Below are 23,967 nucleotides of genomic sequence, written 5' to 3'. Positions count from 1 at the left end.
TCGGTCCTAGGCCGGGACGACGTTATTGCGACGGCATTGCCTCAGCCGGCGCCGCGTTGCTCTCCTGTGTCACGACGCGCTCGCCGTTCTTGGCCACCGCCGTGCCGGCATCCTCGAACCGCGCCTGGTAGACCGCGAAATTCTCCATCACGCGCTGCACGTAGTTGCGCGTCTCGGAGATCGGGATCCGCTCCACCCAGTCGACCGGATCGACCTTGGGATCGCGCGGGTCGCCATAGGCCTTGACCCAGTCGCGGACGCGGCCGCGACCGGCGTTGTAGCCGGCAAAGGTCATGATGTGGCAGTTGCGATATTCCGACAGCAACGCGCTGAGCTCGGCTGCGCCCATCTGGGTGTTGTAGACGGGATCGGACACCATCCGGCTCCAGTCATAGCTGACGCCGAAGCGCTTGGCGGTGTCACGGCCGGCTTCCGGCGTCACCTGCATCAGGCCGACGGCGTTGGCCGCCGACTTGTCGCGCTGGTCGAACGCGCTTTCGGTACGCGCGATCGAGTAGGTCATGCTGCGCCCGATATCGGGCGCGATCGGCGTGTGCTTGGGAATGCCGATCACCGGGAAGGCGTAATGGTCGAAGGCAAAGCCGCGCGCGAGCGCGATCTTGCCGATCTGCAGCATGGCGCGGGCATCGTTGCGGCGGCCGGTCAGCTCGCCGAGCGCTTCGAGCATCCCGACATCGGTGCTTTCCTCGGCGAGGTCGGCGGCGAAATAGAGCACGACCTCGGGCTCGCCGATCGCATAGAGCATATCGGCGGCGCGGACCCGCTCGTCGGTCGCCATGCTGCCGGCGCTGGCAGCCGGCGAGGGCGCGCGCAGCTCGACGCCACCATCACGGCCGAGCTTGGCCAGCGCGAGCTGACCATAATAGGCCGTCGGGTAGCGCGCGGCGGCCTGGTAGTCGGCCCGCATCGCCGCGGAATTTCCGAGTGCCTCGGCGGCGCGGCCGCGCCAATAGGCGGCGCGCGCCAGCACGGTCGGGTTGGTCTGGCCCTCGTCGATATGCGCGAAGTGCGCCGCGGCGGTCTTGGCGTCGTTGAGATAACGCAGCGCGATCCAGCCGCGCATGAAGTGCATGTCGGAGCGATAATAAGGATTGTCCGGCGCCGCCGCGGGCCGGACCACGTCATAGGCCGCCTGGTACTCGCCCTGGTCGAGCAGCTTGCGGGAGAGGATGCGGCGCTCGCGCCACCACTGGTCGGTGTCCTGCTGCGCCATCGTCTCGGGCTCAGCCGCGATCGTCACGCGCGCGGCTTCGTCGACCTTGTTCTTCGCAAGCAGCCACTGAATTCGGCACAGCGTGTAACCGAGATCGCGGCGGGCATCGGTCGGCACATCGTTGAGCGTGTCCTCTGCCTTGCTGGATTGTCCGCGGACCGCGCTGCAGGCTTTCACGATCGCCAGATCGTCGCTGCCGAGCCGCTGCGCCGCGCGCCTCGCGCCGGCGAGATCCTTGGCGCCGATCCGCTTGTCCATGCGCGCGCGATGGTCGTCGCGCGTCAGCAGGTCCTTGAACGCATCATAGGCGTCGCTCTCGGAGCGATCGGACAGCTCCTCCGAGCGCCAGGCTTCGCGCACCAGCCGGGTGGCGCCGTCGCGGTCGCCTTCGGCCAGCAGCGTGCGGGCGAGCGCGAACTTGCCCTTGGCGCTGATCGGCTGATCGAGGGTGAAGCCGTGCACCGTGGCCGGATCGCTGCGCTCCTGCCAGATCCGCGCTTCGGCGCGCTTGCGCAACAGCGTGACGCTAGGCCAATCCGGATTGGCCGTCACGAATGCCGCATAACGGCTGAACGGCGCGCTCGATTCCGAGTGGCGCAGCAGATACCACTCGACGAGTTTTCGCCCGACCGGGTCGGTGATCCTGGCCTGGATATCGGTCGCGTCGCTGGTCTTGCCTCTGCGCGCGGCGAGGATCGCGTCCCTGATCGTGGCGAGATCGCCCAACAATTGCGGCTCGGCGGGTTTCTCCGGCTCGGGCGCCTTCTCAGCGGATTTGGAAGGATCGGATTTGGCCTTCGCGGATTTACGTTTGTCGGCGCCGTGTCTGGCGTGCCGCCGCTTGCCGGAGGCACTCTCGCGCGCGGCCTTGCCGCCATGCGCCTTCTTGTCCCCGTGGCCGCTTTTGGCCTGGTGCTGGTGATGCGGCTTGGCGGTCGCCTGGACCGGAAGCAGCGCGAGCGCGGCGGCGGTGGCGAAGCACGCCAGCGGACGTAGGCAACGGTTCATTCCCTGGTCCCCCCTGAGAAACCATGAGGCACAACAGAACGCGTCATACGGCGGCACAACCGCCGCAGATTATCACTACCCTCGATTCTCGAGTCTTAATGCAGCTGCAACTCAACAGGGAAAACGCGGCGAAATATGGAATATGGCGTGTGGAACCCGCGGGAACCGGGGTTTTTACGGCGGAAACGGACGGCCGCACCGTGCTTTGACCGGTTCCGCGTGAGTTGTATCGTCGTCGCGAGCGCACGTGGGGGCTACCGATGTCACTGCCACATCACTTTTCTCGAGCCGGTGCGTCATGACGGCTCGCCTCAGAACGATCCTCGACGGCGGCCGCTATTTCGAAGGCCCGCGCTGGCATCGCGGGCGGCTCTGGTTCGTCGATTGCATGGCGCGGGCGCTTCTGAGCATCAGCTCGTCGGGCGAGTTGCAGGAGCATGCTGCGCTGACCGACGACACGCCGTGTGGTCTCGGCGTGCTGCCTGATGGCGACATCGTCGTGCTGACGATGTTCAGGAAGCGGCTGCTGCGGTTTTCCGATGGAGCGCTGTCGCTCTATGCCGATCTCTCCGAAGTCGCGACCGGCACGATCGACGACATGATCATCGACGGGCAGGGACGCGCCTATGTCGGCGATCTCGGCTTCAACCTGCCGCCGCCGGAGCGCCGCGGTGCGGTCGGCCGGATCATCCTCGTGACGGCCGATGGCAGTGCGCGCGTCGTTGCTGAAGGCTTGCGGTTTCCCAACGGCATTGCCGTCTCCTCCGACCATCGCCGACTCGTCGTTGCCGAAATGGATGGCGCCGGTCTCGCCGAATACGACATCGCGCCGGACGGCGGCCTGAGCCTGCGCGGGCGGTTCGGCAGCATCAACGATCCCGACGGCATCTGCCTCGATGCCGACGGGGCGACCTGGGTCGCGTCCTTCACGGAAGATGCTTTTGTCCGGATCGATCGCACCGGTGTGGAGCGTAAGCGCATCACGGTGTCCGGCCGCCGCGCGCTTGCCTGCGCGCTCGGAGGCGCGGACCGCAGGACGCTGTTCTGCCTGAGCGCGGAGACGTCCTACGAGGAGTTACGCAAGGGCAGGTCCGCGTCGCGGATCGATGTGGTCGAGGTCGACTCGCCGGGTGATGGCTATCCGTGAGCCCTGGCCGCAGGCAAGTCTCACCTCTTCTTTTTCTTCTCTTTCTTCTTCAGGATATCGGCCTGGCTCCTGAAAGCACGGGCGAGGGAGCGCATCTGGTTGGCGACAAGTGCGTCGGCCGTCGTCAACGCAACCCGCTCCGCGGTCTGCGCCTGCCTGCGAATTGCCTTGGCCATTTTCATGAAGGAACCAATCGCGCCGCGTCGCTCTGGTTCCTGCACGCGCGACGGCGGCTTGAAGCCATCTCGCGGCCTTGAGTTTTGTTCTTGTTTCGTTCATATTGGCGCGCTCCGGGGGAGTGCTGCCATGGACGCCGAGCGAGACCGCGAAATCATCAGGCTGTGGAACGAGCTCCGCCGGCTGCAGCGCGAGGGACGTCCGACGGCGGTGCTGGTCCGCCGGATCGAGAGGGCGCTCGCGGAACGCGAGCAGGAGGCTGCCTGAAACTACGGTCTGCCGCGTCCTCGCTGCGCGCAAGCGGTCTAGCGCCCGCCGTCCGGCCCCATGATCAGATTCGGCAGCCAGGTCGATATCTCCGGAAAGAAGCAGAGCAACAGCACTGCGAACATCATCAGCAGCACGAATGGCAGCGTGCCCCAGATCACCTCGCTCAAGGGGATGTCGGGCGCGACGTTGCGGATGACGAAGATGTTGAGGCCGACCGGCGGATGGATCAGGCCCATCTCCATCACGATCGTCATGACGACGCCGAACCAGATGATATCGAACTCGGCCGCGCGCAGCGGCGGCAGGATGATCGGCGCGGTCATCAGGATGATCGAGACCGGCGGCAGGAAGAAGCCGAGCACGATCACCATCACGAGGATCGCAAACAACAGCTCCCAGCGCGGCAGGTGCATTGCGACGATCGCTTCCGCGGCCGACTGCGAGATGTGCAGGTAGCTCATCACATAGGAGTAGAGCAATGACATGCCGATGATCAGCATCAGCATGGTGGACTCGCGGATGGTCGATTTCAGGATCGGCGACAGGTCGCTGGGCGTCCACACGCTGTAGATCACGGCGATCAGCCCGAGCGCCAGGAGGCCGCCGAGGCCGGCGGTTTCCGATGGCGTGGCGTAGCCGCCATAGAGCGCGATCATCACGCCGGTCAGCAGCAGCACGAACGGGATCACGCGCGGCAGCGCGCTGAAGCGCTCGGCCATGGTGAATTCGTCATGCTGCAGGATCGCCGCGTCCTTGCCGGTCGCGTCATAGACGGCGCGGGCCATGGCGTATTCCTTGCGGAAGCGGAACACCGCGTAGAAACCGAACAGCGTCACCAGCAGCAGGCCGGGGCCGATGCCGGCGAGAAACAGCCGTCCCAGCGATTTCTCGGCTGCGACGGCGAACAGGATCATCGTGATCGAGGGCGGCAGCAGGATACCGAGCGTGCCGCCGGCGGCGATGATGCCCGCGGCAAAGCCGCCGGAATAGCCGCGCTTGCGCATCTCCGGGATGCCGGCCGAACCGATCGCCGAGCAGGTCGCCGGCGAGGAGCCGGCCATCGCCGCGAACAGGGCGCAGGCGAATACGTTGGCGACGCCGAGGCCGCCGGGCACGCGGTGCAGCCAGGCGTGCAGCGCCGAATAGAGGTCCTGGCCGGCTCGCGATTTGCCGATCGCCGCGCCCTTCAGGATGAACAGCGGGATCGACAGCAGCGTGATCGAGGCCATCTCCTCGTAGACGTTCTGCGTCACCGTATCGAGCGAGGCCGCCGGCATGAAGATCGCCATGAACACGACCGCGACGGCACCGAGCGCGAACGCGATCGGCATACCGGAGAACATCGCAAACAGGGTGGCAAGTCCGTAGGAGATACCAATACCAAACACGGTCATCGGCGCGCGCCACCCGTCAGCGGAATGATGATTTGCAGGAGTATCTGCACGCAGAGCAGCGTCATGCCCAGCGCCATCAGCACGTAGGGGATGGCGAGCGGCGGCGACCACATCGAGTTGGACACCTGGCCGTCGACATAGGCTTCATGCGCCAGGGTCCAGGACTTCCAGGCGAAGAAGGCGCAGAACGCGAAGCTCGCGACATCGACCAGCCACAGCCGGATGGCGTTGGCGCGCGCCGAGAGCAGCCCGACGAACGCCTCGATGCTGACATGGCCGCGCTGGCTCTGCACATAGGCGGATGTCATGAAGGTGGCGCCGACCAGGAGGAACACGGCCGCCTCGTCCTGCCAGTAGTTCGGGCTGTGGAACAGGGCGCGGCCGAGCACGCTGTAGCTCAGGATCACGCAGGCCGCGACCAGAGCGAGCGCGGCGAACACCACGATGATGTTGTTGCAGATGGACAGCGCGCGCCCAAGCAAGGCCACGGGCGTGTTGCCCGCGGCGATGCTTGCGGTTTCGGCCTGATCCGCGACCGGACCATGGATCATGCGGCGACGTCGCTAGCGAGCTTCAGCAGGTTGGCGGCGGTGGCGGTCTTGGCGCCATAGTCCTTCCACGCGGTATCGCGCGCGATGTCGCGCCACTTGCCGACAATGGTTGCATCGAGCGCGCTGACCTTGGCGCCGGCCTTCTCATAGACCTTGGCGACTTCGGTATCGTCGTCCTGCGCCCCCTTTCGGCCAAACGCCTCGAGCTCGGTGCCGACGGCAAGGATGATGTCCTGCTGGTTTTTCGGCAGCTTGTCGAAGATTGCCTTCGACATCATCAACGGCTCCAGCATGAACCAGTAGGAGGCGCCGGCGCCGGAGGTCAGCGATTTCGCGACCTCCTCGAGGCGGAACGAGATCAGGCTGGTGGAGGAGGTGATGCCGGCGTCGCAGGCGCCGGTCTGCATCGCGGCGTAGAGCTCGTTCGACGGCACCGACAGCACAGCGGCGCCAGCGGTCTGCAGCACCATGTCCATCTCGCGCGAGCCGCCGCGCACCTTGAGGCCCTTGGCATCTTCAGGCGCCACGATCGCCTTGGAGCGGCTGGCGACGCCGCCGGCCTGCCAGACCCAGGAGATCAGCAGAATGCCCTTGTCGGCGAGGAAGTCGCTCAAGGCCTTGCCGACCGGCTCCTTCTTCCAGCGCAGGCCCTGGTCGTAGGTGGTGACGAGGCCCGGCATCAGGCCGATATTGGTCTCCGGCAATTCGCCGCCGGCATAAGGCATCGGATACAGGCTGAGATCGAGCGCGCCCTTGCGCATCGCCGAGAACTGCGCGTTGGTCTTGATCAGCGACGAGTTCGGGTAGACCTCGGCGGTCAAATCGCCGCCCGAGCGCTTGGCGACCTCGGCCGCGAACATCCTGCACAGCCGGTCGCGGAAGTCGCCCTTGTCGATGGTGCCGCCGGGGAACTGGTGCGAGATCTTCAGCGTGGTCGCGGCATGCGCGGTCCCGATGCCCATCCGCAGGACGGCGGGTGCGGCGAGGGCGGAAGCGAGGACGTGGCGGCGTGTAAGCATTGTTCTCCCCTGAGAGCTTCTTGAGTGGCTGTTAGGCCGGCGCGGAGCTTTAGCTTAGCCGGTCTTCGCGTGAATATTCTCTAGTCTGATAGTTCGAGGCGCCCTGATAGTGCGAGCCGATACGGGGCTGCAAGTCCTGACGTTCAAGTCCTGACATTCAAGTCCTGACGTTCAAGCCTTGCCGTTGTTGCGATGCACACTGATGCGCGGTGACGCCGCGTCATCGCGCAACCGTCGCGCGACCAGCCGCCGGGCGACCGCAGCCGTGCTGCTTCAAGAATTCGTTATTGGAGGTAACGACGGCCGGCGCAAGTGCGTCGAGTAGAGAGCGGCAAGTCGTCGCGCTCACATTCGACCACACAAGGGATCATCACCATGACCACCAAGACCTGCCTCGGCCTTTCCGCCGCGCTGCTCTCGTTCAGCCTGGCGCTGGCGCCCGCCGCCTTCGCTCAGGACAAGATGGGCAAGGATGACGCGATGAAAAAGGAAGACTCGATGTCCAAGGATGCCATGAAGAAGGACGGCGGCATGATGAAGAAGGACGACGCCATGAAGAAGGACGGCGGCGCGATGATGAAGAAAGACGACGGCATGAAGAAGAACTGACTGCCGTCATCGCCCGCTGTCCGCAGGCCCGCCGCTGGCGGGCCTGGTTGCGCCTTAGCGCTTCTTCTTGCCGCGCTCCTTGCGTGCCGCGTAGCGGGCATCGCGCTTGGCCTTCTGCTCGGCGAGCAGCGCCTCCTCGCGGGCGGCTTCCTCTTCCTTCTCGCGCGCAATGCGGGCGGCCTCGGCGGCGGCGGCCTCTTCCTCGCGGCGCTTCTGCTCGGCCTTTTCGGCCTCGCGGGCTTCCTTGGCCTTGGTGCGGCGTTCGGCAATCGCCGCGCGCTCCTCGGCACGTGCCTTCACAGCGGGATCGTCAGCTCCCGGCTGGGCGCGAAACTTGTTGAGGAGGTTTTGCCGCGCCTGCAGGGCCGCTTTCTGGCGGTCGGCAAAACCCGGTTCCTTGAAGCCACTCATAGAGGAAGCCTTGCTGCTTTCTGTTCGGGTGATGGATGGGGTTGGTTCGGCGTTTCAATAAGTGAGTGGCGACGAAATTGCCAGTGGTGAACGGAGGGCTGTGGAGCAAGGGAGATATGAGCCAGCGTCAAGCGGCCATCGTTCGCCCCGCGGACGCGTGGTGAGTGGCTGGTCACCAAGGGCTGTTGAACAAGGGCTGTTGAAAAGTTCAGCCGCGCTGGAGGTGCTCGCGTCGTCCGTTACCCAGGACCTTGGCGACCGTCTCGGCGGTCATCGCGCTCCGGTCCGAGGCGCGCTGGGCTTCCAGCCTGTCGCGCGCCCTTTCGACGATCAGTAGGCTGATCAGCCGCTGCCTGCTGCTCTCATCGACAGCCTCCGAGAGCAACTGCCTGTAACGCTGATAGTCGTACGTCGTCGCTTCTTGTTCGCTCATCGGCACGCCCCGCACACGCGCTCCACTTCAGCGAGTAGTCTTTCGCGAGTCGCCCCTGGCGCGCAACGGAATTGCGGTGCCGACGGCCGCGGCCGTGCATTTCGTTGTGCGACTGTTGCAGAATTGATCGCACGCAACCGTGCAAAGGGTCATGATGCGGACCGTGGCAACCGGGAACCGAAGCGGGCATGAGCGAATCCGACGACGGAGGCAGCAGAAGGGGCGCGCTGATCGGACTGCTGGTCGCAGCGGTCATGCTCGCGGTCGGCCTCTGGCTCGCGCATGACCTGACGGCGGCGAGCAAGATGCAGGACTGCCTGATGTCGGGCCGGACCAACTGTAATGTGATCGAGCCGGCGCGCTAACCCCGTCTTGCGGCAGTGCAATATCGATCCCACATCAAGCCCAAAGACTCGGGCTGAACTGTTTGATCCCGGTTGTGATTCCGATCACACGTGGACAGGCGGCTGCCTCGTCTCCTGGAGATCGGCGGGAACCAAGGCCATGATGTCCAAGCTGTGGTCCGGAAAGGGCGCGGCGCTGGCTGCCGCAGGCGCGGCGGGTGCCGTTTTGGTGGCGTATCTATCCCTGACACTGGCGTCGCCCGAGCCGGTGTCCAATGCGGCGCTCGGGCCGGAATGGCAATGCAGCCGGGTTGCTTTCGTGCTGACCACCTGCACCAGGGGGACCGAGGCGGAACGCGAGGCTGAGGCCAAGCCGGAAGGCGAGGTCAAGGCGATCCTGGTGCGGGCGAAGGACGATTGTCCGCCAGAACTCTAGCGGCCGTATTTCAAGTCATTTCTTGGTGGTACTGCGCGGCTTGATCGACAGGCCGAGGCGCATCGCCATCTTCTTGATCCGCTCCGGCGAGCGGCCGGTCGCCTTCACGACCTCCTCCAGCGACTTCGAGGAGCGTGCCAGTTCCATCAGTCGTCGGTCCTCCTTGAACGACCACCGCGGCTTTCGGGCCATCTTGTTGGTTTCCTTGTGCATTGCTGGGCAACAAAGCCGCCAGGCGGGGTCGCCTGACGGCCTTGCCGGTGTGGGCCCGGACCTTGGGGAAATGTCCGGTGGATAAGCAATACTGCTTCCGAATAAGGCCGCAATTGAAACCGGAATTTAACCTAACCCATCAAGGTTACTTGCAACATTACTCGGATACGGCGTGGCAGGAGGCCTTATGCGCAAGGTCGCCATTTTGAGTGCCGCAGCATTTTTACTGTCCGGTTGCTGGTCCGACCCGGAGGTTACGGGATCGACCAACAGCTGTGCGGCCAATCTCTACAGTCAGTACAATCCCAAGGTCATGGATCAGTGCGTCAACGCCTGCATCAAATGTGATCGCGGCAACGTTACGACCTGCACGACCTCCTGCACGCTGAAGGGCGCGCGGTAATCGATCCGCGCGTCCGATGCCAGCGAGGCCTCGTGGCGTCACGCCACCGAGCCGCCTTGCGTGGCGCGATGATCGCCTTTATCGCGTCTGGCAGCGGCGCCGTCGGCGCGCGGGACACTGAGAGCGTGGAACAGGGCGCGATGAGCGGGCTTTCCTATGTCGCGGTCGACTGGGGCACCAGCAGCTTCCGGCTCTGGCTGACGGGCGCCGGTGGCAAGGTGCTCGGTGAGCGCCGCAGCGATGAAGGCATGACCGCGGCAGCCAGGACCGGCTTTGCGGCCGTGCTGCAATCGCATCTCGATGCGCTGGGTGTGCCGGCCGACCTGCCGGTCGTGATCTGCGGCATGGCGGGCGCGCGGCAGGGCTGGGTCGAGGCCGGCTATATCGATACGCCGGCGCATCTGTCGGACATCCTCAAGGGCGCTGTCGTGGTCAGCGGGCAGACGCGCGAGATCCGTATCCTGCCTGGAATTGCGCAGCGTGATGCCGCCGCGCCGGACGTCATGCGCGGCGAGGAGACCCAGCTGCTGGGGGCGCTCGGCTTGAATGCGCCGGGCGAGGCGCTCGTCTGCATGCCGGGAACGCATTCCAAATGGGTGAGGGTCCGCGGCGGAACGGTCGAACGCTTTGCGACCTTCATGACCGGAGAGCTGTTCAGCGCGGTCGCGCGCGACACCATCCTGTCGCACGCCGTCGCCGGCGCCGAGGAAGCTGTTGACGGCGATGCGTTCCGCGCGGCGGTCGCGGCGGCATTCGCGGCGCCGGCGCTAGCGGCCAATCTGCTGTTTCGCGTGCGATCGCGGCAGCTGCTGTTCGGCGGCAACGCACAGGCCGCGCGCGAGACGATCTCGGGCACGTTGATCGGCGTCGAACTCGCGGCGGGCCTTGCGGAGCGGGAGCAGGGAGCGCCGGTTACGCTGATTGCCTCGGGCCGGTTGCAGCGGCTCTATCAGATGGCGCTCGAATGCCTTTCGATTCCGCTCAATGTTATGGATGCGGAGGAGGCGGTTCGCCGTGGCCTCGCCGGCGCAGCGGCGGCGATCTGGAAGAAGTGAGGGATCAACGCATGAGTATTCCGCTTCCGCCGATGAAGCGGCCGCTGGTCGCGATCCTGCGCGGCGTCAAGCCGGACGAGGTGCTGGGCATCGTCAGCGCGCTGCTCGACGCCGGCATGACCGCGATCGAGATTCCGCTGAACTCGCCCGAGCCGTTCCGCTCGATCGAGATCGCGGCGAAGCGCGCGCCGGCCGATGTTCTGATCGGCGCCGGCACGGTGCTGACTGCAGCCGACGTCGATCGCCTGCACGACGTCGGCGGCCGCCTCATGGTGTCGCCGAATGTCGATGTCGAGGTGCTGGCGCGTGCAAGGGACCACGCGATGATCACGATGCCCGGCGTGTTCTCGCCGACGGAAGCGCTGCTCGCCGCGCGCGCGGGGGCATCGAGCCTGAAATTCTTTCCGGCCAGCGTGCTCGGCGCCGCCGGCATCACCGCGATCCGCGCCGTGCTGCCGCCGGACGTGATGATCGCCGCGGTCGGCGGCGTCTCGGACCAGAATTTCGCCGAGTATGTGAAGGCAGGCATTCGCGCCTTCGGTCTCGGCAGCAGCCTTTACAAGCCGGGCATGACGGGCGCGGATATTGCGGTCAGGGCAAGGCTGACGATCGAGGCCTATGACAAGGCCGTGCAGGGTACCGGCTAGGCTCGGCGCAAGCGCGCTAATCGTCCCGCCTGCCGCCGTCGATCACCCTGAACAGCGGGGCCGCCTCGCGGGGATTCTCAAGCAGCTCTTCGACCATGGCGATCGCGGCCGCGACGTATTTCCCGGTCGCGGCGTCCAGCGGCCGTTCGGCTTCGTCTGACAGCGCGAGCCTTGCGCCTTCGAGCAGCTTGCGGGTGCGGACGGCGGACTCGTCGCCGGCGGTGAGGGCGGCGCGCGCGATCGATCGCAGCACGAACAATTCGCCCTCCAGCCGCAGCAGGCGGTCGTTCAGCTTGCTCAGGACGGTGTTCAGGTTCCGCATGACGCGCTCTCCGGGCATTGGACCCGTCTTCCATACACGGTCATTCCTGACGAAATTCTTGTGGCGACCACGCACCATTTGGTTGGTTGAATGGCGTCCCGGATCTCCTCATGTTCCCGGCGGCCCGGGCATTGCCATTTGACGAAGGCGTCGATGGCCCTAATAGAATGGCTGCGGTCCGGCGCCGCCCGGGAGGCGCGTCGGCTTCACCCATCGCTACGAGGGAATAGATATGAGGATTGCCGTCGAAATGACCGTTGCCGCGCCGATCGCGGATGTCTGGCGCGCCTATACGACGCCCGACGACATCAAGCAGTGGAACGCGGCTTCCGACGATTGGCACACGACCGCCGCGACCGTCGACCTGCGCACCGGCGGCGCCTTCTCGTCACGGATGGAAGCCAAGGACGGCAGCACGGGGTTCGATTTCGCCGGCACCTACACCAGGGTCGAGGAGCCCCGGCTGCTCGAATATTCGTTCGGCGATCGCAGCGCGCAGGTCGCATTCACGCCGGAGACCGGCGGCGTCAAGGTGCAGGTCAGCTTCGACAGCGAGGATACTCATTCGGTCGAGCAGCAACGCGGCGGTTGGCAGGCGATCCTGGATAACTTCAAACGTTACGTCGAAGCCAAGCGGCGGTCCTGATCCGGCGATCGGAGGGCGGCGTGACGTTGAAGCGACCGCGCGCGGCGATGCCGGCGAGCATTCGCCGCGAGCTCGATGCTGCCGGACTGATGCAGGCGTTCAAGACGCGCCCGCCGTATCAGCGCAACGACTATCTGCACTGGATCGGCCGCAGCGTGCGAACTGCAACACGGCGCAAGCGGATCGACCAGATGCTGGCGGAATTGAAGGCCGGTGGGGTGTATATGGGAATGGCGCATCGGCCGAGCAAACCAAAGTGAGACTCTCGCGGCGTGACCGCTGCGCGCTGTGCGTTCGCATCGCTCGCGTGATGTTTTGGTCGTGCGAATCCTCATCGAACAAAAAGGACGATCTGGGAATCGTCCATCGCGGTCCTGAAAAATATCGACGACCGATGCGCGCACTCACAATCCTCTAGAGAAACATTCTTGGATTAAGAAATTGCGAAGCGCGCTGCCGGAGCTCACGGCAAGTGGAACCTGCAATCGCACGAACGGAAAGCGATCAGTCCCTCAATCGCCGCCGGAACTTTGTTCACGCACGGAGAACTACGGAATCGTTTCGTGCGCTGAATGATAAGACGCGAGTGATTTCACGGCACACGGCGAACATCGAAAAAGAAAGGCCTCAGCGCGTGGGCCACGCTGAGGCCAAGTAGACACTTTGGTCGTGAGGCACCGTCGCCGGCGCCTCAATGCCTAACCTATCTTTGTTTCTGTGTTTCCAAATGGCCCATTTGGGCCATGCCGCGTGATAGCCAATTTGGGACATGCGCCGCTGGCACAAAGTGTGCAGACTTGGAGCTGTCAGGATTTTGCATCACCTTCCTGGGGCTAGGGCCAGCGCCGTCCGCATCTATTTCAAGCGGACGGCGTTGTGCATTCCGGCGGCCGCGCCGGCCATCGCCTGGCTGCGCTCAGGGTCAGCGGTCCACCGGCCGAATCTCGAGGTTCTCGATTTTCAGGGGCGGCGTTGAGGGGACGTTCCGCTCGTTCAACGGATGCAGCGTGATCGGCGTATTCGTGCCGCCGGCGAGAACGTTGACGCCGGCGCCGTCGGCATGGGCGTAGCCGCCGGCGAGATCGTCGCTTCCAAGCCACGGCACGGGCGCCATCACCTTCCAGGTCATGGCGACTTCTTGATCTCCGATCAAAACGCCGAGGTTGCGGATGGCCGCGACATAACGACTGTCCGGCGTGCTATCGACGTGCAGCACGCAATTGAGGTTGGTCACCGGACCCACCACGAACCCGGTATCGGGTCCGCCACGACACTCAAGCGTTCCGGCCTGCACCTGCTGCGCATTGGCGGCTGCGAGCGGCGCAGCGAGAACCGCCGCACCACACAGAGCAGAGGCGATCGGACGGCTTGTCACACGCATGGTGCTGGATAACGCGGATCGGCGCGCAATCGGCCCATGACCCCGCGTGCGGCCTTCGCTTGTGGTTAAGAGAGCCTTAGAGATTGGTTTGATTGCTGCCGACGGTCGACGTTCGCGAGCGACCGGCCAGGAGGACGACGATCAACCAGCGGCGATCCTTTTCATCGCCGTGCCGGCTGACACCTTGATGGCGGAGCGATCGACGTCGAACGAGCGTGCTTGATTTCCAGGCAGGAGAGGCCGCGGGCGAAGCAAGGGAATGGTCCCGGCACTGACGCCGGACCGTTCGGATCATGGCGGTGAGCCCGTCCCGAAAAATTACGCCGCCGGGCTCGAAATGCATTGTCCCGGCGGCGCCTGTTCCAATCTGGGCCCGCAATCCCAGTCATGTTTGTGTCTGCAAAACCGGCGCCAAGGTTCGAGCGCCCCCGTAATCATACGGGGACTGGGGGTCCCGCGATGGATTGGTGTTGGCTGCTTGTGCGCTGGCGAAGGTCCGATTGTCTGGGGTGATCCAAGCCGCGGCGCGAGAACGGCTGATCGCCACCGATGCTCCGCCCGGTCAGATATGATGCTCGAGCTTGCGCATCTCCTGCAGGCGAGCCAGGCAGAAATCCCGATACAATTCGTTGATGAAATCCCACATGACCGAAGCCCCTTGGTCCAATCCCCGGGACACTACGCCGGGTTTGTTTCCGGCCGGCTTCGCGGCTTCTGGAAAATGGTTTCATCGAGGAGGGAGGGTGGCGATCCCGGCAGGATTCGAACCTGCAACCCGCGGAGTAGAAATCCGCTGGAGCGCAAGCAATATCAATGGATTGGCGTCGCCGTGTTGCGCTGGTGTTGCTGCTACGGCGTTAGCTTCCGTATGCCTCGCGCTATAACCTCGGCGTATTTCTTGCGGACCTGCGTGCGCTCTTTTTGTCCGGCCGCGAGATTGACCGTGTTCAGCTCTTTATCGGCGGCCTCGATCTCATCGTTGGCCACAGCTTCGGCTAGCTTCTTGGCGGCCTCAAACCCCTCTAGGAAGTCCTTGTTCAACATATGCGCTATCCCCCCAACAATCGTGCTTGAACACCTTCGGCGGCCTTCTGGTCGGCATCGGCGTCCGCAAACAGGTGGCCGTACACATCAAATGTCACCTTGATCGAACTGTGACCCATCAGCCGCTGGATCTGCTTGGGGTTATAACCGTTCTCGATCCAAAGTGAGGCGCAGGCGTGCCGTAACGAGTGCATACCGTACTTTCCTGCCACGGTGATTTTAGGCTCTCCAGCATCGTCCAGAACCGGCTGGCCTGCGGCATCCAATGCTGGCCGGGTCTCTGAGAGGCCGGCCGCTATGAGGATCGGGTCCAGGCCGCGTTCGATCAGGTTGGAGTGCGATTCGACCTTGCCGAGACCATTGGGAAAGGCGAGGTCGAGCACCATCACCGGCTCGCCAGCCGCATCTTTCTTTCCAGTATCCCGCCTTGGGCAGACCAGCTTCCATTCGCGGAGGGCATTCAGGACCAGGGGTGGGCAGGGGATCGATCGATAGCCCGATTTGGACTTGAGCTTCCCGATCCTGTGTGATGCGTCGGCGCGCTGGGTCACATTGATCTGCTTAGTCTCGAAATCGATGTCCATCCAGCGGAGACCGCGCAGTTCGCTGGCGCGTAGACCGGCGAAGATAGCCACCAGAATCAACGGGCGCCAACGACCGTGAGCGCCAGCAATGATGGCTTGGAGCTCTGCCTTGGAGGGGATGACCGGGCGCGGATCGTCACGGTCCGGCAAGTCCAGATCAATGCCGGCGGTTGGCGCGGTGGACGCTAGCCCGCGGCGCCTGGCTTCCTTGAAAATGCCCCCCAGTGACCGGACGACGCGCTTGATCATCTCTGCCGATCGCCCGCTGTCCCGGAGCTGATCGGCGAATGCGTTCACGGCCGGCACAGTGATCTCGGAAAGCCTCTTGGCGCCGATGAACGGCACAATGTGCAGCTCGACATGCTCCTCGTACTGCTTGACGGTCATGGGCTCGAGGCCCTTGTCATTGCACCTTTTGATCCAGAGGGCAGCCGCAGATTTTACAGTAGGAGAGACGCTTCCTGCGGTGTGCGTGCCGCGTGCCACATCATGCCTTGTTTCGACAAGCCAGACCTCGGCATCGCTTTTGCGCTCGAAAAGCTTGGCCCGGCGCTTGCCGCCACCGTCTACGTAGGATGCTTGCCAGCGGATGAGGCCGGAGGGGAGCTTGCGTTTGCGGACGGTGGCCATATCACTTACCCCCCTTGGAATTGACCCGTTCGATCAATCGGCCGAGATCAATAAGGCTGTATGCGTCTGCCGACCTTCGACCCAGCACCATCGGAAGCTTCGACAGCGGGGTACTTGTCATCTGCCACTCGCGATCTCCAAGAGATCGGATCATCACCAAGAAATAGGGCTCGGCTCCGCCCTTCTTGAGGTGCTTGCGAGCATCCTCTAGCTCCGCGCGAGCGTCCTCCAATTGCGGTGCAACGGCTACCGCCTTCATTCCTGCAGCATCGGTCAGAAACTGCAGCAGCACCGCACTTTCCATCGAGGCCGCGGAGTAAAGGCGGGCGCGGCCCGTTCCGGGGTTAAGCTCGCCCTCAGGAGTGAGGAGTCGCTCCTTCGTCCAGTTGCGGATGCGCGTAATGGCGTCGCGCAGGTCCTCCTCGGGCTTTTTCACGATTTCGGCGATGTCTGAGACTGTAAACATTTGTAGCCATTGGTTGAGCTTCGCAATCAGGAGAACTCTATAAAGATTATTTTCACCCTTGTAAAGGATCAAAATAATCTTTATATCGCGGATAGGATGAAAATGATCCTTATCCAACGAAGAGGTTTGATTGTGGAGATAGCGGACGACCTTCTGCGCGGGGTTAAGCGCATTTCGGCGTTCATCAATGAGGATGAGCGGGCCACATACCACAAGCTCTCGACGGGCAAATTGCCGGGCGGGAAAGAGGGAAATCAGTGGATTGCCTCGAAGTCGGTGCTGCGTGACCACTATGCCAACATCACCCGTGGCAGGGGGGCCGAATGATGATCCCAATTCGAAACCCCATGATGGCTAAACCGGAGCGGCTGATTGCCTGCGTCGTCAAATCTGGCCGCGAAGAATTCCGGATCGCGCTCAAGGATTACAACGGTAGCACCAAGGCCGAGCTGCGCATTTTCGAGCGCCGCCGCGATGGCGAGATGCAATCGACGCCGCGCCACGTCGTCGTCGGGCGCGAATATCTCGTCGCAGTAGCCGAGGGATTGTTGCGGGCCGACGCGCTTTTGGCAGCGGAGGTCGCGGCATAATGCAACCTCATAAGGAAAACGCCGCCCTGGCCGGCGGCGTCTCCGAATACGATCTGGCGACTGCTTTGAAGTGTTCGGAATATATATCACCCACGCTGCACAGTCTGCAAGCGCGTCGATTGACTCGGCGCTGCGCGATCAGCATGGCGATGGCGTCGATCGTTGCACCCCTCGTGTTCGGGGAGGCTCAACGATGAAGGGCGGCAGAAAATCCCGAGACAAGGGCAATCGTGCCGAACGAGCAATAGTCAGGTTTCTTCAAGATCGCGGCTTTGCGGCCGAACGCGTGCCGCTGTCCGGATCTGCTGGCGGCTCCTATCTGGGTGACCTGACCGTGCCTGTCGTGGGCATCGATCGCGTGGTCGAGGTCAAGTGCCGCGCGGCCGGCTTTAAGGAGCTCTATCGCTGGCTGATTGACCGGGACATTCTGATCGTCCGAGCCGATCGCAGCGAACCGCTTGTGGTCTTGCCGCTCAAGCTGGCCGCCGAAATCGCATCGGCGGCCGACAAAAACAAGCTACGGATCGAGCGCGTCATTATCCGGCCGGGCGGTGATGCAGTATGAACCACCATCGACTCATGGTCTCGGACCCCGCCATCCGGAAACAACTGCAGCTCGCCGGGCTGCGCTTCATGTACAGCCGCGCCATGTGGCTCGCCAGCGAAGTGCGAGTCATTGGCCTTCAACTAAAGAACGGCCGAATCACGACGGCTCAGGCTGACGCCAAGCTTGAGGAGATGGGCGCGATCAATCTGGTCTACCCCGAATTGATGGGGGCCGAATGATTGAGAACAACCTGGTCTATGACGCAGATGGCAACTGCACATATGCCGACGGCACAAGCCGCAAAAGATCTCCCCCGAGAAGCCGGAAGCGCGACGAATACGGCGCCGGCTTTCCATTTGAAGTATCGGATGAGTTCTTCGGCAGTGAAGAATACGCCAAGTCATGGATATTGAAGGGCGCCATCGCGTTCGGCGAAACATCGGCATGGGTTGGCCCTCCCGGTAGCTTGAAGTCAGCACTGATGGCGGATCTATCCGTCAGTGTCGCTTATGGCTTGGATTGGCACGGTAAGAAATTTAAAGGCCATTCCGATTACGGTGTGATCTATTTCGCGCTCGAGCGCGCGGATCTGGTCAGGCGCAGGATCGAGGCTCAGATTAAGCGGCTTGGACTCGATCCTAAGCGCAATATCGTTGTCGTTCCGGCGACCATTGACCTGCTTGCCCCTCAAAACGTCGCCAAGGTCGCCAACACAATCAAGAACGCCGAGGCATTCACCGATACGTTCTTGTCGGTTGTGATTTTTGATACGCACGCCAAGCTGATTGCGGCCGGTGGCGGCGACGAAGACAAGGCAAAGGATCAGGGCCGGCTGTTCACCAACCTGGAGCGGCTGAAGGAATTGACCGGTCGACCGCACATAGCCCTGGTTGGCCATACGGGGAAGGACGAATCCCGTGGCGCCCGAGGCTCAAACGCCTTTTATGGCGACGTCGATCTGATGGTGGAAATTTCTGGTAGCGAGATCAAGACGGCTACCATAACCAAGGCCAATGACTTAGCCGAGGGTCCGTTGTTCTCCTTCAAGTCTGAGATACACCAGTTCGGTTCTGACGAAGACGGCGACCCAATCACGGTCAACATCGTCAGCGGCGAGGAGGTTTCGGCGCAAGTTGCTGCGAAGCGCGAGCCGAAGCTCAGCGCCAATCAGAAAACCATGCTTGGGCTGCTGCGCGACGCAGGCGGCGCCGGGCTCTCCACGGAGGACTGGAATGCCGCTGCTCGCGATCTGGACATCGGCAAAAAGCGGAAAGCGACCCTGCACGACATCGCCAGGTCGCTGAAGGCGAGGGGTCTCGTGCGCGAGTACGCAGGTGTATGGCACGCGGTGCAGTCATGACAGACTACTTCGGCGCGCCTGTCCGTTCTGCGGCAAGGATGACGGCTACCTCAATGACGAAGTCGGTCGCCATTGGTTCATCTGTGAGGCGCACAAAACAAAGTGGTGCGTCGGTTCTGGCCTCTTCTCCATTCCCGATGACCTACCAGATCAGGAACGGATAGCGGGACAGTTCAAGCTAAGGCATTTCCGCACCGTCAACGAAAACGGGCCGAGGTTGGTTACGTGTTACGGCCCCTTATAGGGGGCCGTACCGTAACGTAACCCCGTAACCTGTTTGAACCGTAACCGTAACGTAACCCGTACCGTAACCACCGTAACCAGGGCGGCAAGGCCAGGATCTCATCAGGCAAAACCAACTGCTGCCTGCGACGCACGTCTGCAGTTGTTGCGCTGGCAACTATTCGCCAATTGGCGTGAGTATCGGATATCTCATCCGTGGGTCACGAAATCGGCGAGTCATCTCAATGATTTGCGGGGCGTGTTGCTGCGGTGTTGCGTCGATTGTAGACGTTTGTAATCGCGGCTGTTGAATCGCGACGGATTTTCGCGCTAGATTCTCCGCATCGGGTTCGCCCGATGTGCCCATGGCCGCGCAAGCGGAGCGGGCTTTCCAACGGATGTACTTGGAAAGTCACGCTGCCCATGGGCGTCACACGCTCCCCACGCTGTCAGGTCTGCCGCCATGATGAACGATGGCGCATTGAGCTATTGCGCGCTGGTGGGGCGAGCCTCGATAGCCTGGCAGAGAAGTTCGGCGTCCACCGCGACGCGATCCACCGGCATTACCGGGATCACGTCAGCGACGAGATGAAGGCCGGCTATCTGGCCGGGCCTGTCCAGTTGCAGGACCTGGCGGCGAAGGCGGCGGACACGGGCGGCTCTGTCCTCGATCACCTGCACGCTGTGCGCACCGTGCTGATGGGCGTCATGGCCAACATGACTGAGGCTGGCGACGGACGCGGCGCTGCCTACGTCGCTGGCCGATTGACGGCCACGCTCGAGACGATTGCACGGGTTAGCGGCGAACTCGGCGACCTTGCCAGGTCGAACACCTACCACATCACCAACAACGTCGCGCTGATCAGCGATCACCCGGCATTCATGAAGGTGCAGGCGGCCATTCTCCGAGCCCTTGCGCCGCATCCTGACGCGCGTGCAGCCGTGGTGCTGGCACTTCGGGACCTGGATGCGACCAACGCACCAGCGGCTCTCCCTGCGAAGGTAATCGACCATGTCGCAGCGTAGCCTGGCCGCACAGCTTGCCGACACGCTGGCCGATGGCGGCTGGCGCACGAAGGCGCGCCCGTCGCAATTACCTCCGGATGGCGACTGGAACGGCTGGCTGGTCATGGCGGGCCGTGGGTTCGGCAAGACCAGGACCGGCGCCGAGTGGGTCAAGGAAGAGGTCGAGACGGGCAGGGCGCGACGGGTGGCGATGATTGCCCCGACCGCTGCCGACGCCCGCGACACGATGGTGGAGGGCGAATCGGGCCTCTTGGCCATCTCGTCCGACTGGTGCCGGCCGGAATATGAGCCCTCGAAGCGCAAGCTGACGTGGCCCAATGGGGCCGTGGCTCACACCTTCTCGAGCGAGGAGGCCGATCGCCTCCGCGGCCCGCAGTTCGACCTCGCCTGGGCTGACGAATTGGCGGCTTGGAATGATCCGGCTGCGGCATGGTCAATGCTTCAGTTCGGTCTTCGCCTTGGCGATCACCCGCGCTGGATTGCCACCACCACGCCGAGGCCGCTCAAGCTCATCAAGGAGCTGCTGGAGCGCAGGGACGTCGTCGTTACGCGCGGCTCGACGTTCGAGAACGCAGCTAACCTTGCTGGGCCATTCCTGGATGCCATCAGAGCGCGCTATGAGGGCACGCGTCTAGGTCGGCAGGAGCTGAACGCAGAACTGCTTGAGGACGTGCAGGGGGCTCTCTGGGCCCGCGACTTGCTGGAGCGAGCGCGGTTCACTGGCACTGTTCCAGATCTCAAGCGCGTGGTCGTCGCGATCGATCCATCGGGCACCGCGGGCCAAAATGACGGCGGCGATGCCGTCGGCATTGTCGTTGCCGGCCTCGGCGTCGATGGCTTCGGCTATGTGTTGGCCGATCGCACCATCAAGGCATCGCCTGGCATCTGGGGCGCCCGTGCAGTGGCTGCCTTCCACGAATTCAAGGCTGACCGGATCGTCGCAGAGCGCAACTTCGGCGGCGCGATGGTTCAGCACGTCATCCGCACGGTTGATTCCAGCGTGCCTTACCGCGAAGTGACGGCATCGCGCGGCAAGATCCAGCGCGCTGAGCCGATCGCGGCCTTGTACGAGCAGGGCAGGGTTCGTCACGCCAGCAACTTCACTGAGCTTGAAGACCAACTCGCTGCGATGACGGGCGAGGGTTACCTCGGTGAAGGTTCGCCAGACCGTGCTGATGCGCTGGTGTGGGCTCTGACTGAGCTGATGACGAAGCCGCGGGCCGCCTGCGCCTCACAGATGGTTTATCAAAGAGTCAGTTACGCAGATTCATACGGTCGCAAACCAACCAGCAAATTCGACGGTCAGATCACCGAAGGCCCATTGGCCGGCGGTTTTGCCACGTCACGATAGGAGAACATACGCGATGAATTCGATTGGCGAGCAGTTCGGCGTCAAGGGTCGGCGCAAGATCCTGCGGGCAGACGTTCCTGGTAGATCCAACCAGGCAATCCGGATGTGGACGCTGACACCAAAACCCGACTCCACCATCGAGCGCTTGGAAAAGGTCTACCTGGACGCTCTGTCATCCGTCGATGTCGCCGAGAACATCGGCAAGCAGCTCCACGCGGATACTCGATACACCGATCAGGGCCGACAGGATCAGCACCGTAGCCACATCCTGAACCAGGCCGTGCCTGTGTTCCATCAGGGGCGCCGCGCGATCTCGCGAGCCAAGCAAGAACTCGATGACATGCGCAGCCGTCTTCAGCTCCCGAAAGCCGATCCGGCAGACGCCGCTGGAGCCATTGCGAAGATGGAGATCCGAACTTGGCTCCGTGGTTTGCCGCAGGCCGAGCGCGACAAGATCACCAGGGCAGAGAACCTCGATCCGCAGGTCCGCGCGGCCATCATCGAGGCAACGCCTGCTTTGACGGGTGTGGCTGACAGCCATCTAGCCGTGCTGAAAGAGAAGGTTTTGCGCGAAGTGCATGGCTCGCTGATCGATGACATCGCCGAGTTGGAGGACGCGATCAGCGTGGCGACATCAGCAGTCGAGGCCGGACGCGACAGTGCCCGCATCGACACCGGCATGACTCTGGAGCAGTTCAACACCGCCGCTGCGCCAATCGAGCGACGTCAGGAAGTGGCCTGGCTGCGTCGCGGTCGCGTGGTGGATCTTGAGCACGGTGTTGAGCGTGAACCGACCGCTGATGAGCTCGCCACCGGCATCGAGGCGGCAACTCTCGACGAATTCAACCAACGCAAAGCGGCCTGATCACGAAAGGACAATAAATGACTATCCCGAAAGCACTTCCTCCCGGAGTAAATCAGCGAGCGGCAGCAGATGCGCTCGCCAGCGCCACAGAAGCCGGCGTCAAGGCCGGCATCGCGCAGCAAACTGCGCCGCGCCCTGCGGGGCCGAAGGCCACCATCACTGCCGAGCTTCCGGCGAAAACCTTGCGATCGAGCGGGACCTAATCCCACCCCGCTCTCGAGCGCGTAACCGGACTCCGGCGGGATGCCGGGGTCCGGGGCCGCGCGCAGCAGATGGCCTCGATGATGTCGGGCCTAGCTCCATTAGGAGAAATTTTGATGTTTTGTAGCCCGCAAATTCTTGCCCGGCCGACACCCAAGCCTCCGGCCGGCGGTGGTTTCACACCGACGACGTTCGACGCTGTATCGCTATCCAACGCCACGCTTAGGAGCCACTAGACAAGATGACGCTTCAGACGCTCGCTAGACCGGCTTTTCTCGGCCCTAGCCCGAACTTCAACCCGATCAATGGGCTTGGATCTTTTAACGCCGGCCTGGTCAACCAGGCAGTGATCTGCATCGGTCATATCGAAACGTCAGATCAAGGCTCACATACGATCGACACGACCGGGTCGTCATCGATTGGTTGGCGCTCCGATGGTATTACATTCGTCAGCCCAAGCACCTCTGTTTCGGTAGGACTTGCTGCCGTCGATACCGGCAATGGTCAACCTGGACGCGCCGTTAATTCGGCGGGCGTCGCCACACTCGATGTTGCAGCCGTGTTTGCTGGCGGCGGTGGTGGAATCACCGATAGCGCGTGGCAGACCAGCGTGCCGACGACCGGATCCAAGACAATCGCTCACGGCGATCTCGTCGCCTTCGTGATCCAGATGACCGCGCGCGGTGGCTCTGACATAGTCCGCATTGATCTACCTGGCCCCGCCACCGTAGGCATCATGTCGCCTACGGTGACGACGTACAATGGCAGCTCGTACACTGGCCAAGCCGCATCTATTCCGAATGTCCTCATAACGTTCGCCGATGGTGCCACCGGATGGATTCAGGGCGGTGACGTCACGTCCACCATGGGCAGTAAATTCTGGAATAGCGGCTCTGCAACAAAGGAGTACGGGCAGCTCTATCAGATGCCCGTGCCGATGAAGATTTTCGGCATGTACGGCTGGGGAACATTCAGTAACGATGTTACGCTGAACCTTTACAGTGATCCGCTGGGCACACCGACCGTGCAGAAGTCCGCGTCCATCGTGGCAAAGACGCTCTCGTCGAATAGCGGCTTCTTCTACAAGATGTTCTCTTCGCCGTACTCTACGACCGCGAACCAGCCAATCGGCGCCGTGTTCACACCGGGTGCAGGAAGCATCAGCGCTTATTTCAAGACACTGGGCAACGCTGCTCATCGCGCGTCAGACCCTTGGGGTACCAGCGGCTATGGCATCAGCCGCGCATCTGGAGCATTCGCAAACGCCAATTCCAGCCTCGATCATTATTACATCGGGCTTCTGGCCAGCGCATTCGATGATGGAGCATCGGGCGGCGGCGGCGGGGGCTTCGTGGGCGTGATCGGCTCTTAGCCACAGATG

The 23,967-nt window shown here is 63.0% G+C and carries 31 protein-coding genes; 18 read left to right on the top strand and 13 right to left on the bottom strand.

Translation table 11 applies throughout. The features are described 5' to 3' along the window. Nucleotides 1-22: 22 nt before the first annotated feature. Nucleotides 23-2,242: a lytic transglycosylase domain-containing protein gene (locus ACVI1L_RS35550; protein ID WP_456785020.1), complete on the bottom strand. Its 2,220-nt coding sequence runs from the start codon at nucleotides 2,240-2,242 to the stop codon at nucleotides 23-25. Between the two features lie 298 nt (nucleotides 2,243-2,540). Here ACVI1L_RS35550 and ACVI1L_RS35545 point away from each other — a divergent pair, with 298 nt between their 5' ends. After that, nucleotides 2,541-3,389: an SMP-30/gluconolactonase/LRE family protein gene (locus tag ACVI1L_RS35545; protein ID WP_229159936.1), complete on the top strand. Its 849-nt coding sequence runs from the start codon at nucleotides 2,541-2,543 to the stop codon at nucleotides 3,387-3,389. A gap of 20 nt (nucleotides 3,390-3,409) precedes the next feature. Here the strand turns inward: ACVI1L_RS35545 and ACVI1L_RS35540 are convergent, their stop codons facing one another. Beyond that, nucleotides 3,410-3,571 (bottom strand): hypothetical protein, encoded by a 162-nt coding sequence (locus tag ACVI1L_RS35540; RefSeq protein WP_156436144.1) that lies wholly within the window; start codon nucleotides 3,569-3,571, stop codon nucleotides 3,410-3,412. A 124-nt stretch (nucleotides 3,572-3,695) separates the two neighbouring features. On the opposite strand from ACVI1L_RS35540, the gene ACVI1L_RS35535 reads away from it, so the two are divergent. Further along, nucleotides 3,696-3,833, top strand: a complete 138-nt coding sequence (locus tag ACVI1L_RS35535) for a hypothetical protein (RefSeq protein WP_156436145.1) — start codon at nucleotides 3,696-3,698, stop codon at nucleotides 3,831-3,833. A gap of 38 nt (nucleotides 3,834-3,871) precedes the next feature. Here ACVI1L_RS35535 and ACVI1L_RS35530 read toward each other — a convergent pair whose 3' ends face one another. The 3 genes from ACVI1L_RS35530 to dctP are packed head-to-tail and all read right to left on the bottom strand — an operon-like array spanning nucleotide 3,872 to nucleotide 6,800. Then, nucleotides 3,872-5,230 (bottom strand): TRAP transporter large permease, encoded by a 1,359-nt coding sequence (locus ACVI1L_RS35530; protein ID WP_141340612.1) that lies wholly within the window; start codon nucleotides 5,228-5,230, stop codon nucleotides 3,872-3,874. Continuing rightward, entirely contained in the window at nucleotides 5,227-5,781 is a 555-nt protein-coding gene (locus ACVI1L_RS35525) for a TRAP transporter small permease (protein ID WP_200844436.1), read from the bottom strand. Before ACVI1L_RS35525 ends, ACVI1L_RS35530 begins: the two co-directional genes overlap by 4 nt. Continuing rightward, nucleotides 5,778-6,800 carry a TRAP transporter substrate-binding protein DctP gene (gene dctP, locus ACVI1L_RS35520; protein ID WP_229191491.1) on the bottom strand — a complete coding sequence of 341 codons (1,023 nt, stop codon included), beginning with the start codon at nucleotides 6,798-6,800 and terminating at the stop codon, nucleotides 5,778-5,780. The genes ACVI1L_RS35525 and dctP overlap by 4 nt, the downstream gene beginning before the upstream one ends. Nucleotides 6,801-7,175: 375 nt before the next feature. Here dctP and ACVI1L_RS35515 point away from each other — a divergent pair, with 375 nt between their 5' ends. After that, the gene (locus ACVI1L_RS35515; RefSeq protein WP_456785019.1) at nucleotides 7,176-7,409 is read left to right on the top strand and encodes a pentapeptide MXKDX repeat protein; all 234 of its coding nucleotides are present in this window, start codon (nucleotides 7,176-7,178) and stop codon (nucleotides 7,407-7,409) included. A 54-nt stretch (nucleotides 7,410-7,463) separates the two neighbouring features. Here the strand turns inward: ACVI1L_RS35515 and ACVI1L_RS35510 are convergent, their stop codons facing one another. Next, nucleotides 7,464-7,820, bottom strand: a complete 357-nt coding sequence (locus ACVI1L_RS35510) for a DUF6481 family protein (protein WP_057016541.1) — start codon at nucleotides 7,818-7,820, stop codon at nucleotides 7,464-7,466. Nucleotides 7,821-8,028: 208 nt separating this feature from the next. Next, on the bottom strand, nucleotides 8,029-8,253 hold the full coding sequence (locus ACVI1L_RS35505; RefSeq protein WP_057016542.1) for a hypothetical protein: 225 nt from the start codon (nucleotides 8,251-8,253) through the stop codon (nucleotides 8,029-8,031). Nucleotides 8,254-8,441: 188 nt separating this feature from the next. On the opposite strand from ACVI1L_RS35505, the gene ACVI1L_RS35500 reads away from it, so the two are divergent. Together ACVI1L_RS35500 and ACVI1L_RS35495 are read left to right on the top strand one after the other, a co-directional pair. Beyond that, complete coding sequence (locus ACVI1L_RS35500) at nucleotides 8,442-8,618, top strand: hypothetical protein (protein WP_162832424.1); 177 nt, start codon at nucleotides 8,442-8,444, stop codon at nucleotides 8,616-8,618. Nucleotides 8,619-8,757: 139 nt separating this feature from the next. Further along, entirely contained in the window at nucleotides 8,758-9,033 is a 276-nt protein-coding gene (locus tag ACVI1L_RS35495; RefSeq protein ID WP_456785018.1) for a hypothetical protein, read from the top strand. A 15-nt stretch (nucleotides 9,034-9,048) separates the two neighbouring features. On the opposite strand, the gene ACVI1L_RS35490 is transcribed toward ACVI1L_RS35495, so the two are convergent. Further along, nucleotides 9,049-9,225: a hypothetical protein gene (locus ACVI1L_RS35490; protein ID WP_166205288.1), complete on the bottom strand. Its 177-nt coding sequence runs from the start codon at nucleotides 9,223-9,225 to the stop codon at nucleotides 9,049-9,051. A 208-nt stretch (nucleotides 9,226-9,433) separates the two neighbouring features. On the opposite strand from ACVI1L_RS35490, the gene ACVI1L_RS35485 reads away from it, so the two are divergent. From ACVI1L_RS35485 to ACVI1L_RS35475, 3 genes are all read left to right on the top strand, one after another. Next, nucleotides 9,434-9,649 carry a hypothetical protein gene (locus ACVI1L_RS35485; RefSeq protein ID WP_026192800.1) on the top strand — a complete coding sequence of 72 codons (216 nt, stop codon included), beginning with the start codon at nucleotides 9,434-9,436 and terminating at the stop codon, nucleotides 9,647-9,649. 140 nt (nucleotides 9,650-9,789) lie between these two features. Next, complete coding sequence (locus tag ACVI1L_RS35480) at nucleotides 9,790-10,704, top strand: 2-dehydro-3-deoxygalactonokinase (protein WP_456785650.1); 915 nt, start codon at nucleotides 9,790-9,792, stop codon at nucleotides 10,702-10,704. Nucleotides 10,705-10,715: 11 nt separating this feature from the next. Continuing rightward, a complete protein-coding gene (locus ACVI1L_RS35475) occupies nucleotides 10,716-11,351 on the top strand; it encodes a 2-dehydro-3-deoxy-6-phosphogalactonate aldolase (protein ID WP_456785017.1) in 636 nt (211 codons plus the stop codon). 16 nt (nucleotides 11,352-11,367) lie between these two features. Here the strand turns inward: ACVI1L_RS35475 and ACVI1L_RS35470 are convergent, their stop codons facing one another. After that, nucleotides 11,368-11,673, bottom strand: coding sequence for a hypothetical protein (locus ACVI1L_RS35470; RefSeq protein ID WP_057016599.1), 306 nt, complete (start codon nucleotides 11,671-11,673; stop codon nucleotides 11,368-11,370). 232 nt (nucleotides 11,674-11,905) lie between these two features. Here ACVI1L_RS35470 and ACVI1L_RS35465 point away from each other — a divergent pair, with 232 nt between their 5' ends. Together ACVI1L_RS35465 and ACVI1L_RS35460 are read left to right on the top strand one after the other, a co-directional pair. Further along, on the top strand, nucleotides 11,906-12,319 hold the full coding sequence (locus tag ACVI1L_RS35465) for an SRPBCC family protein (RefSeq protein ID WP_456785016.1): 414 nt from the start codon (nucleotides 11,906-11,908) through the stop codon (nucleotides 12,317-12,319). 20 nt (nucleotides 12,320-12,339) lie between these two features. Beyond that, the gene (locus ACVI1L_RS35460) at nucleotides 12,340-12,579 is read left to right on the top strand and encodes a YdeI/OmpD-associated family protein (protein WP_456780481.1); all 240 of its coding nucleotides are present in this window, start codon (nucleotides 12,340-12,342) and stop codon (nucleotides 12,577-12,579) included. A gap of 662 nt (nucleotides 12,580-13,241) precedes the next feature. On the opposite strand, the gene ACVI1L_RS35455 is transcribed toward ACVI1L_RS35460, so the two are convergent. From ACVI1L_RS35455 to ACVI1L_RS35440, 4 genes are all read right to left on the bottom strand, one after another. Beyond that, a complete protein-coding gene (locus ACVI1L_RS35455; RefSeq protein ID WP_076825495.1) occupies nucleotides 13,242-13,700 on the bottom strand; it encodes a DUF992 domain-containing protein in 459 nt (152 codons plus the stop codon). Nucleotides 13,701-14,549: 849 nt separating this feature from the next. Then, the gene (locus tag ACVI1L_RS35450; protein WP_456785015.1) at nucleotides 14,550-14,744 is read right to left on the bottom strand and encodes a hypothetical protein; all 195 of its coding nucleotides are present in this window, start codon (nucleotides 14,742-14,744) and stop codon (nucleotides 14,550-14,552) included. 5 nt (nucleotides 14,745-14,749) lie between these two features. Further along, nucleotides 14,750-15,958, bottom strand: a complete 1,209-nt coding sequence (locus ACVI1L_RS35445; RefSeq protein ID WP_456785014.1) for a tyrosine-type recombinase/integrase — start codon at nucleotides 15,956-15,958, stop codon at nucleotides 14,750-14,752. Nucleotide 15,959: 1 nt separating this feature from the next. Continuing rightward, complete coding sequence (locus tag ACVI1L_RS35440) at nucleotides 15,960-16,760, bottom strand: hypothetical protein (protein ID WP_456785013.1); 801 nt, start codon at nucleotides 16,758-16,760, stop codon at nucleotides 15,960-15,962. Nucleotides 16,761-16,771: 11 nt separating this feature from the next. Between ACVI1L_RS35440 and ACVI1L_RS35435 the strand changes: the two genes are divergently transcribed. The 8 genes from ACVI1L_RS35435 (at nucleotide 16,772) to ACVI1L_RS35400 (ending at nucleotide 23,958) form a co-directional block, all read left to right on the top strand. Then, complete coding sequence (locus tag ACVI1L_RS35435) at nucleotides 16,772-17,014, top strand: hypothetical protein (RefSeq protein ID WP_456785012.1); 243 nt, start codon at nucleotides 16,772-16,774, stop codon at nucleotides 17,012-17,014. Nucleotides 17,015-17,207: 193 nt separating this feature from the next. Next, nucleotides 17,208-17,579, top strand: coding sequence for a hypothetical protein (locus tag ACVI1L_RS35430; RefSeq protein WP_456785011.1), 372 nt, complete (start codon nucleotides 17,208-17,210; stop codon nucleotides 17,577-17,579). After that, a complete protein-coding gene (locus ACVI1L_RS35425; protein ID WP_456785010.1) occupies nucleotides 17,576-17,800 on the top strand; it encodes a hypothetical protein in 225 nt (74 codons plus the stop codon). The genes ACVI1L_RS35430 and ACVI1L_RS35425 overlap by 4 nt, the downstream gene beginning before the upstream one ends. Next, nucleotides 17,797-18,921: an AAA family ATPase gene (locus ACVI1L_RS35420; RefSeq protein ID WP_456785009.1), complete on the top strand. Its 1,125-nt coding sequence runs from the start codon at nucleotides 17,797-17,799 to the stop codon at nucleotides 18,919-18,921. The genes ACVI1L_RS35425 and ACVI1L_RS35420 overlap by 4 nt, the downstream gene beginning before the upstream one ends. Nucleotides 18,922-19,566: 645 nt before the next feature. Next, nucleotides 19,567-20,169, top strand: a complete 603-nt coding sequence (locus tag ACVI1L_RS35415; protein ID WP_456785008.1) for a hypothetical protein — start codon at nucleotides 19,567-19,569, stop codon at nucleotides 20,167-20,169. Continuing rightward, complete coding sequence (locus ACVI1L_RS35410; RefSeq protein ID WP_456785007.1) at nucleotides 20,156-21,520, top strand: DNA-packaging protein; 1,365 nt, start codon at nucleotides 20,156-20,158, stop codon at nucleotides 21,518-21,520. The genes ACVI1L_RS35415 and ACVI1L_RS35410 overlap by 14 nt, the downstream gene beginning before the upstream one ends. Before the next feature lie 13 nt (nucleotides 21,521-21,533). Next, on the top strand, nucleotides 21,534-22,385 hold the full coding sequence (locus tag ACVI1L_RS35405; RefSeq protein WP_456785006.1) for a hypothetical protein: 852 nt from the start codon (nucleotides 21,534-21,536) through the stop codon (nucleotides 22,383-22,385). Between the two features lie 442 nt (nucleotides 22,386-22,827). Beyond that, on the top strand, nucleotides 22,828-23,958 hold the full coding sequence (locus ACVI1L_RS35400; protein WP_456785005.1) for a hypothetical protein: 1,131 nt from the start codon (nucleotides 22,828-22,830) through the stop codon (nucleotides 23,956-23,958). Nucleotides 23,959-23,967 lie beyond the last annotated feature (9 nt).

It is taken from the genome of Bradyrhizobium sp. USDA 4516 (assembly GCF_054055915.1).
This window is presented reverse-complemented; position numbering and strand designations above follow the sequence as displayed.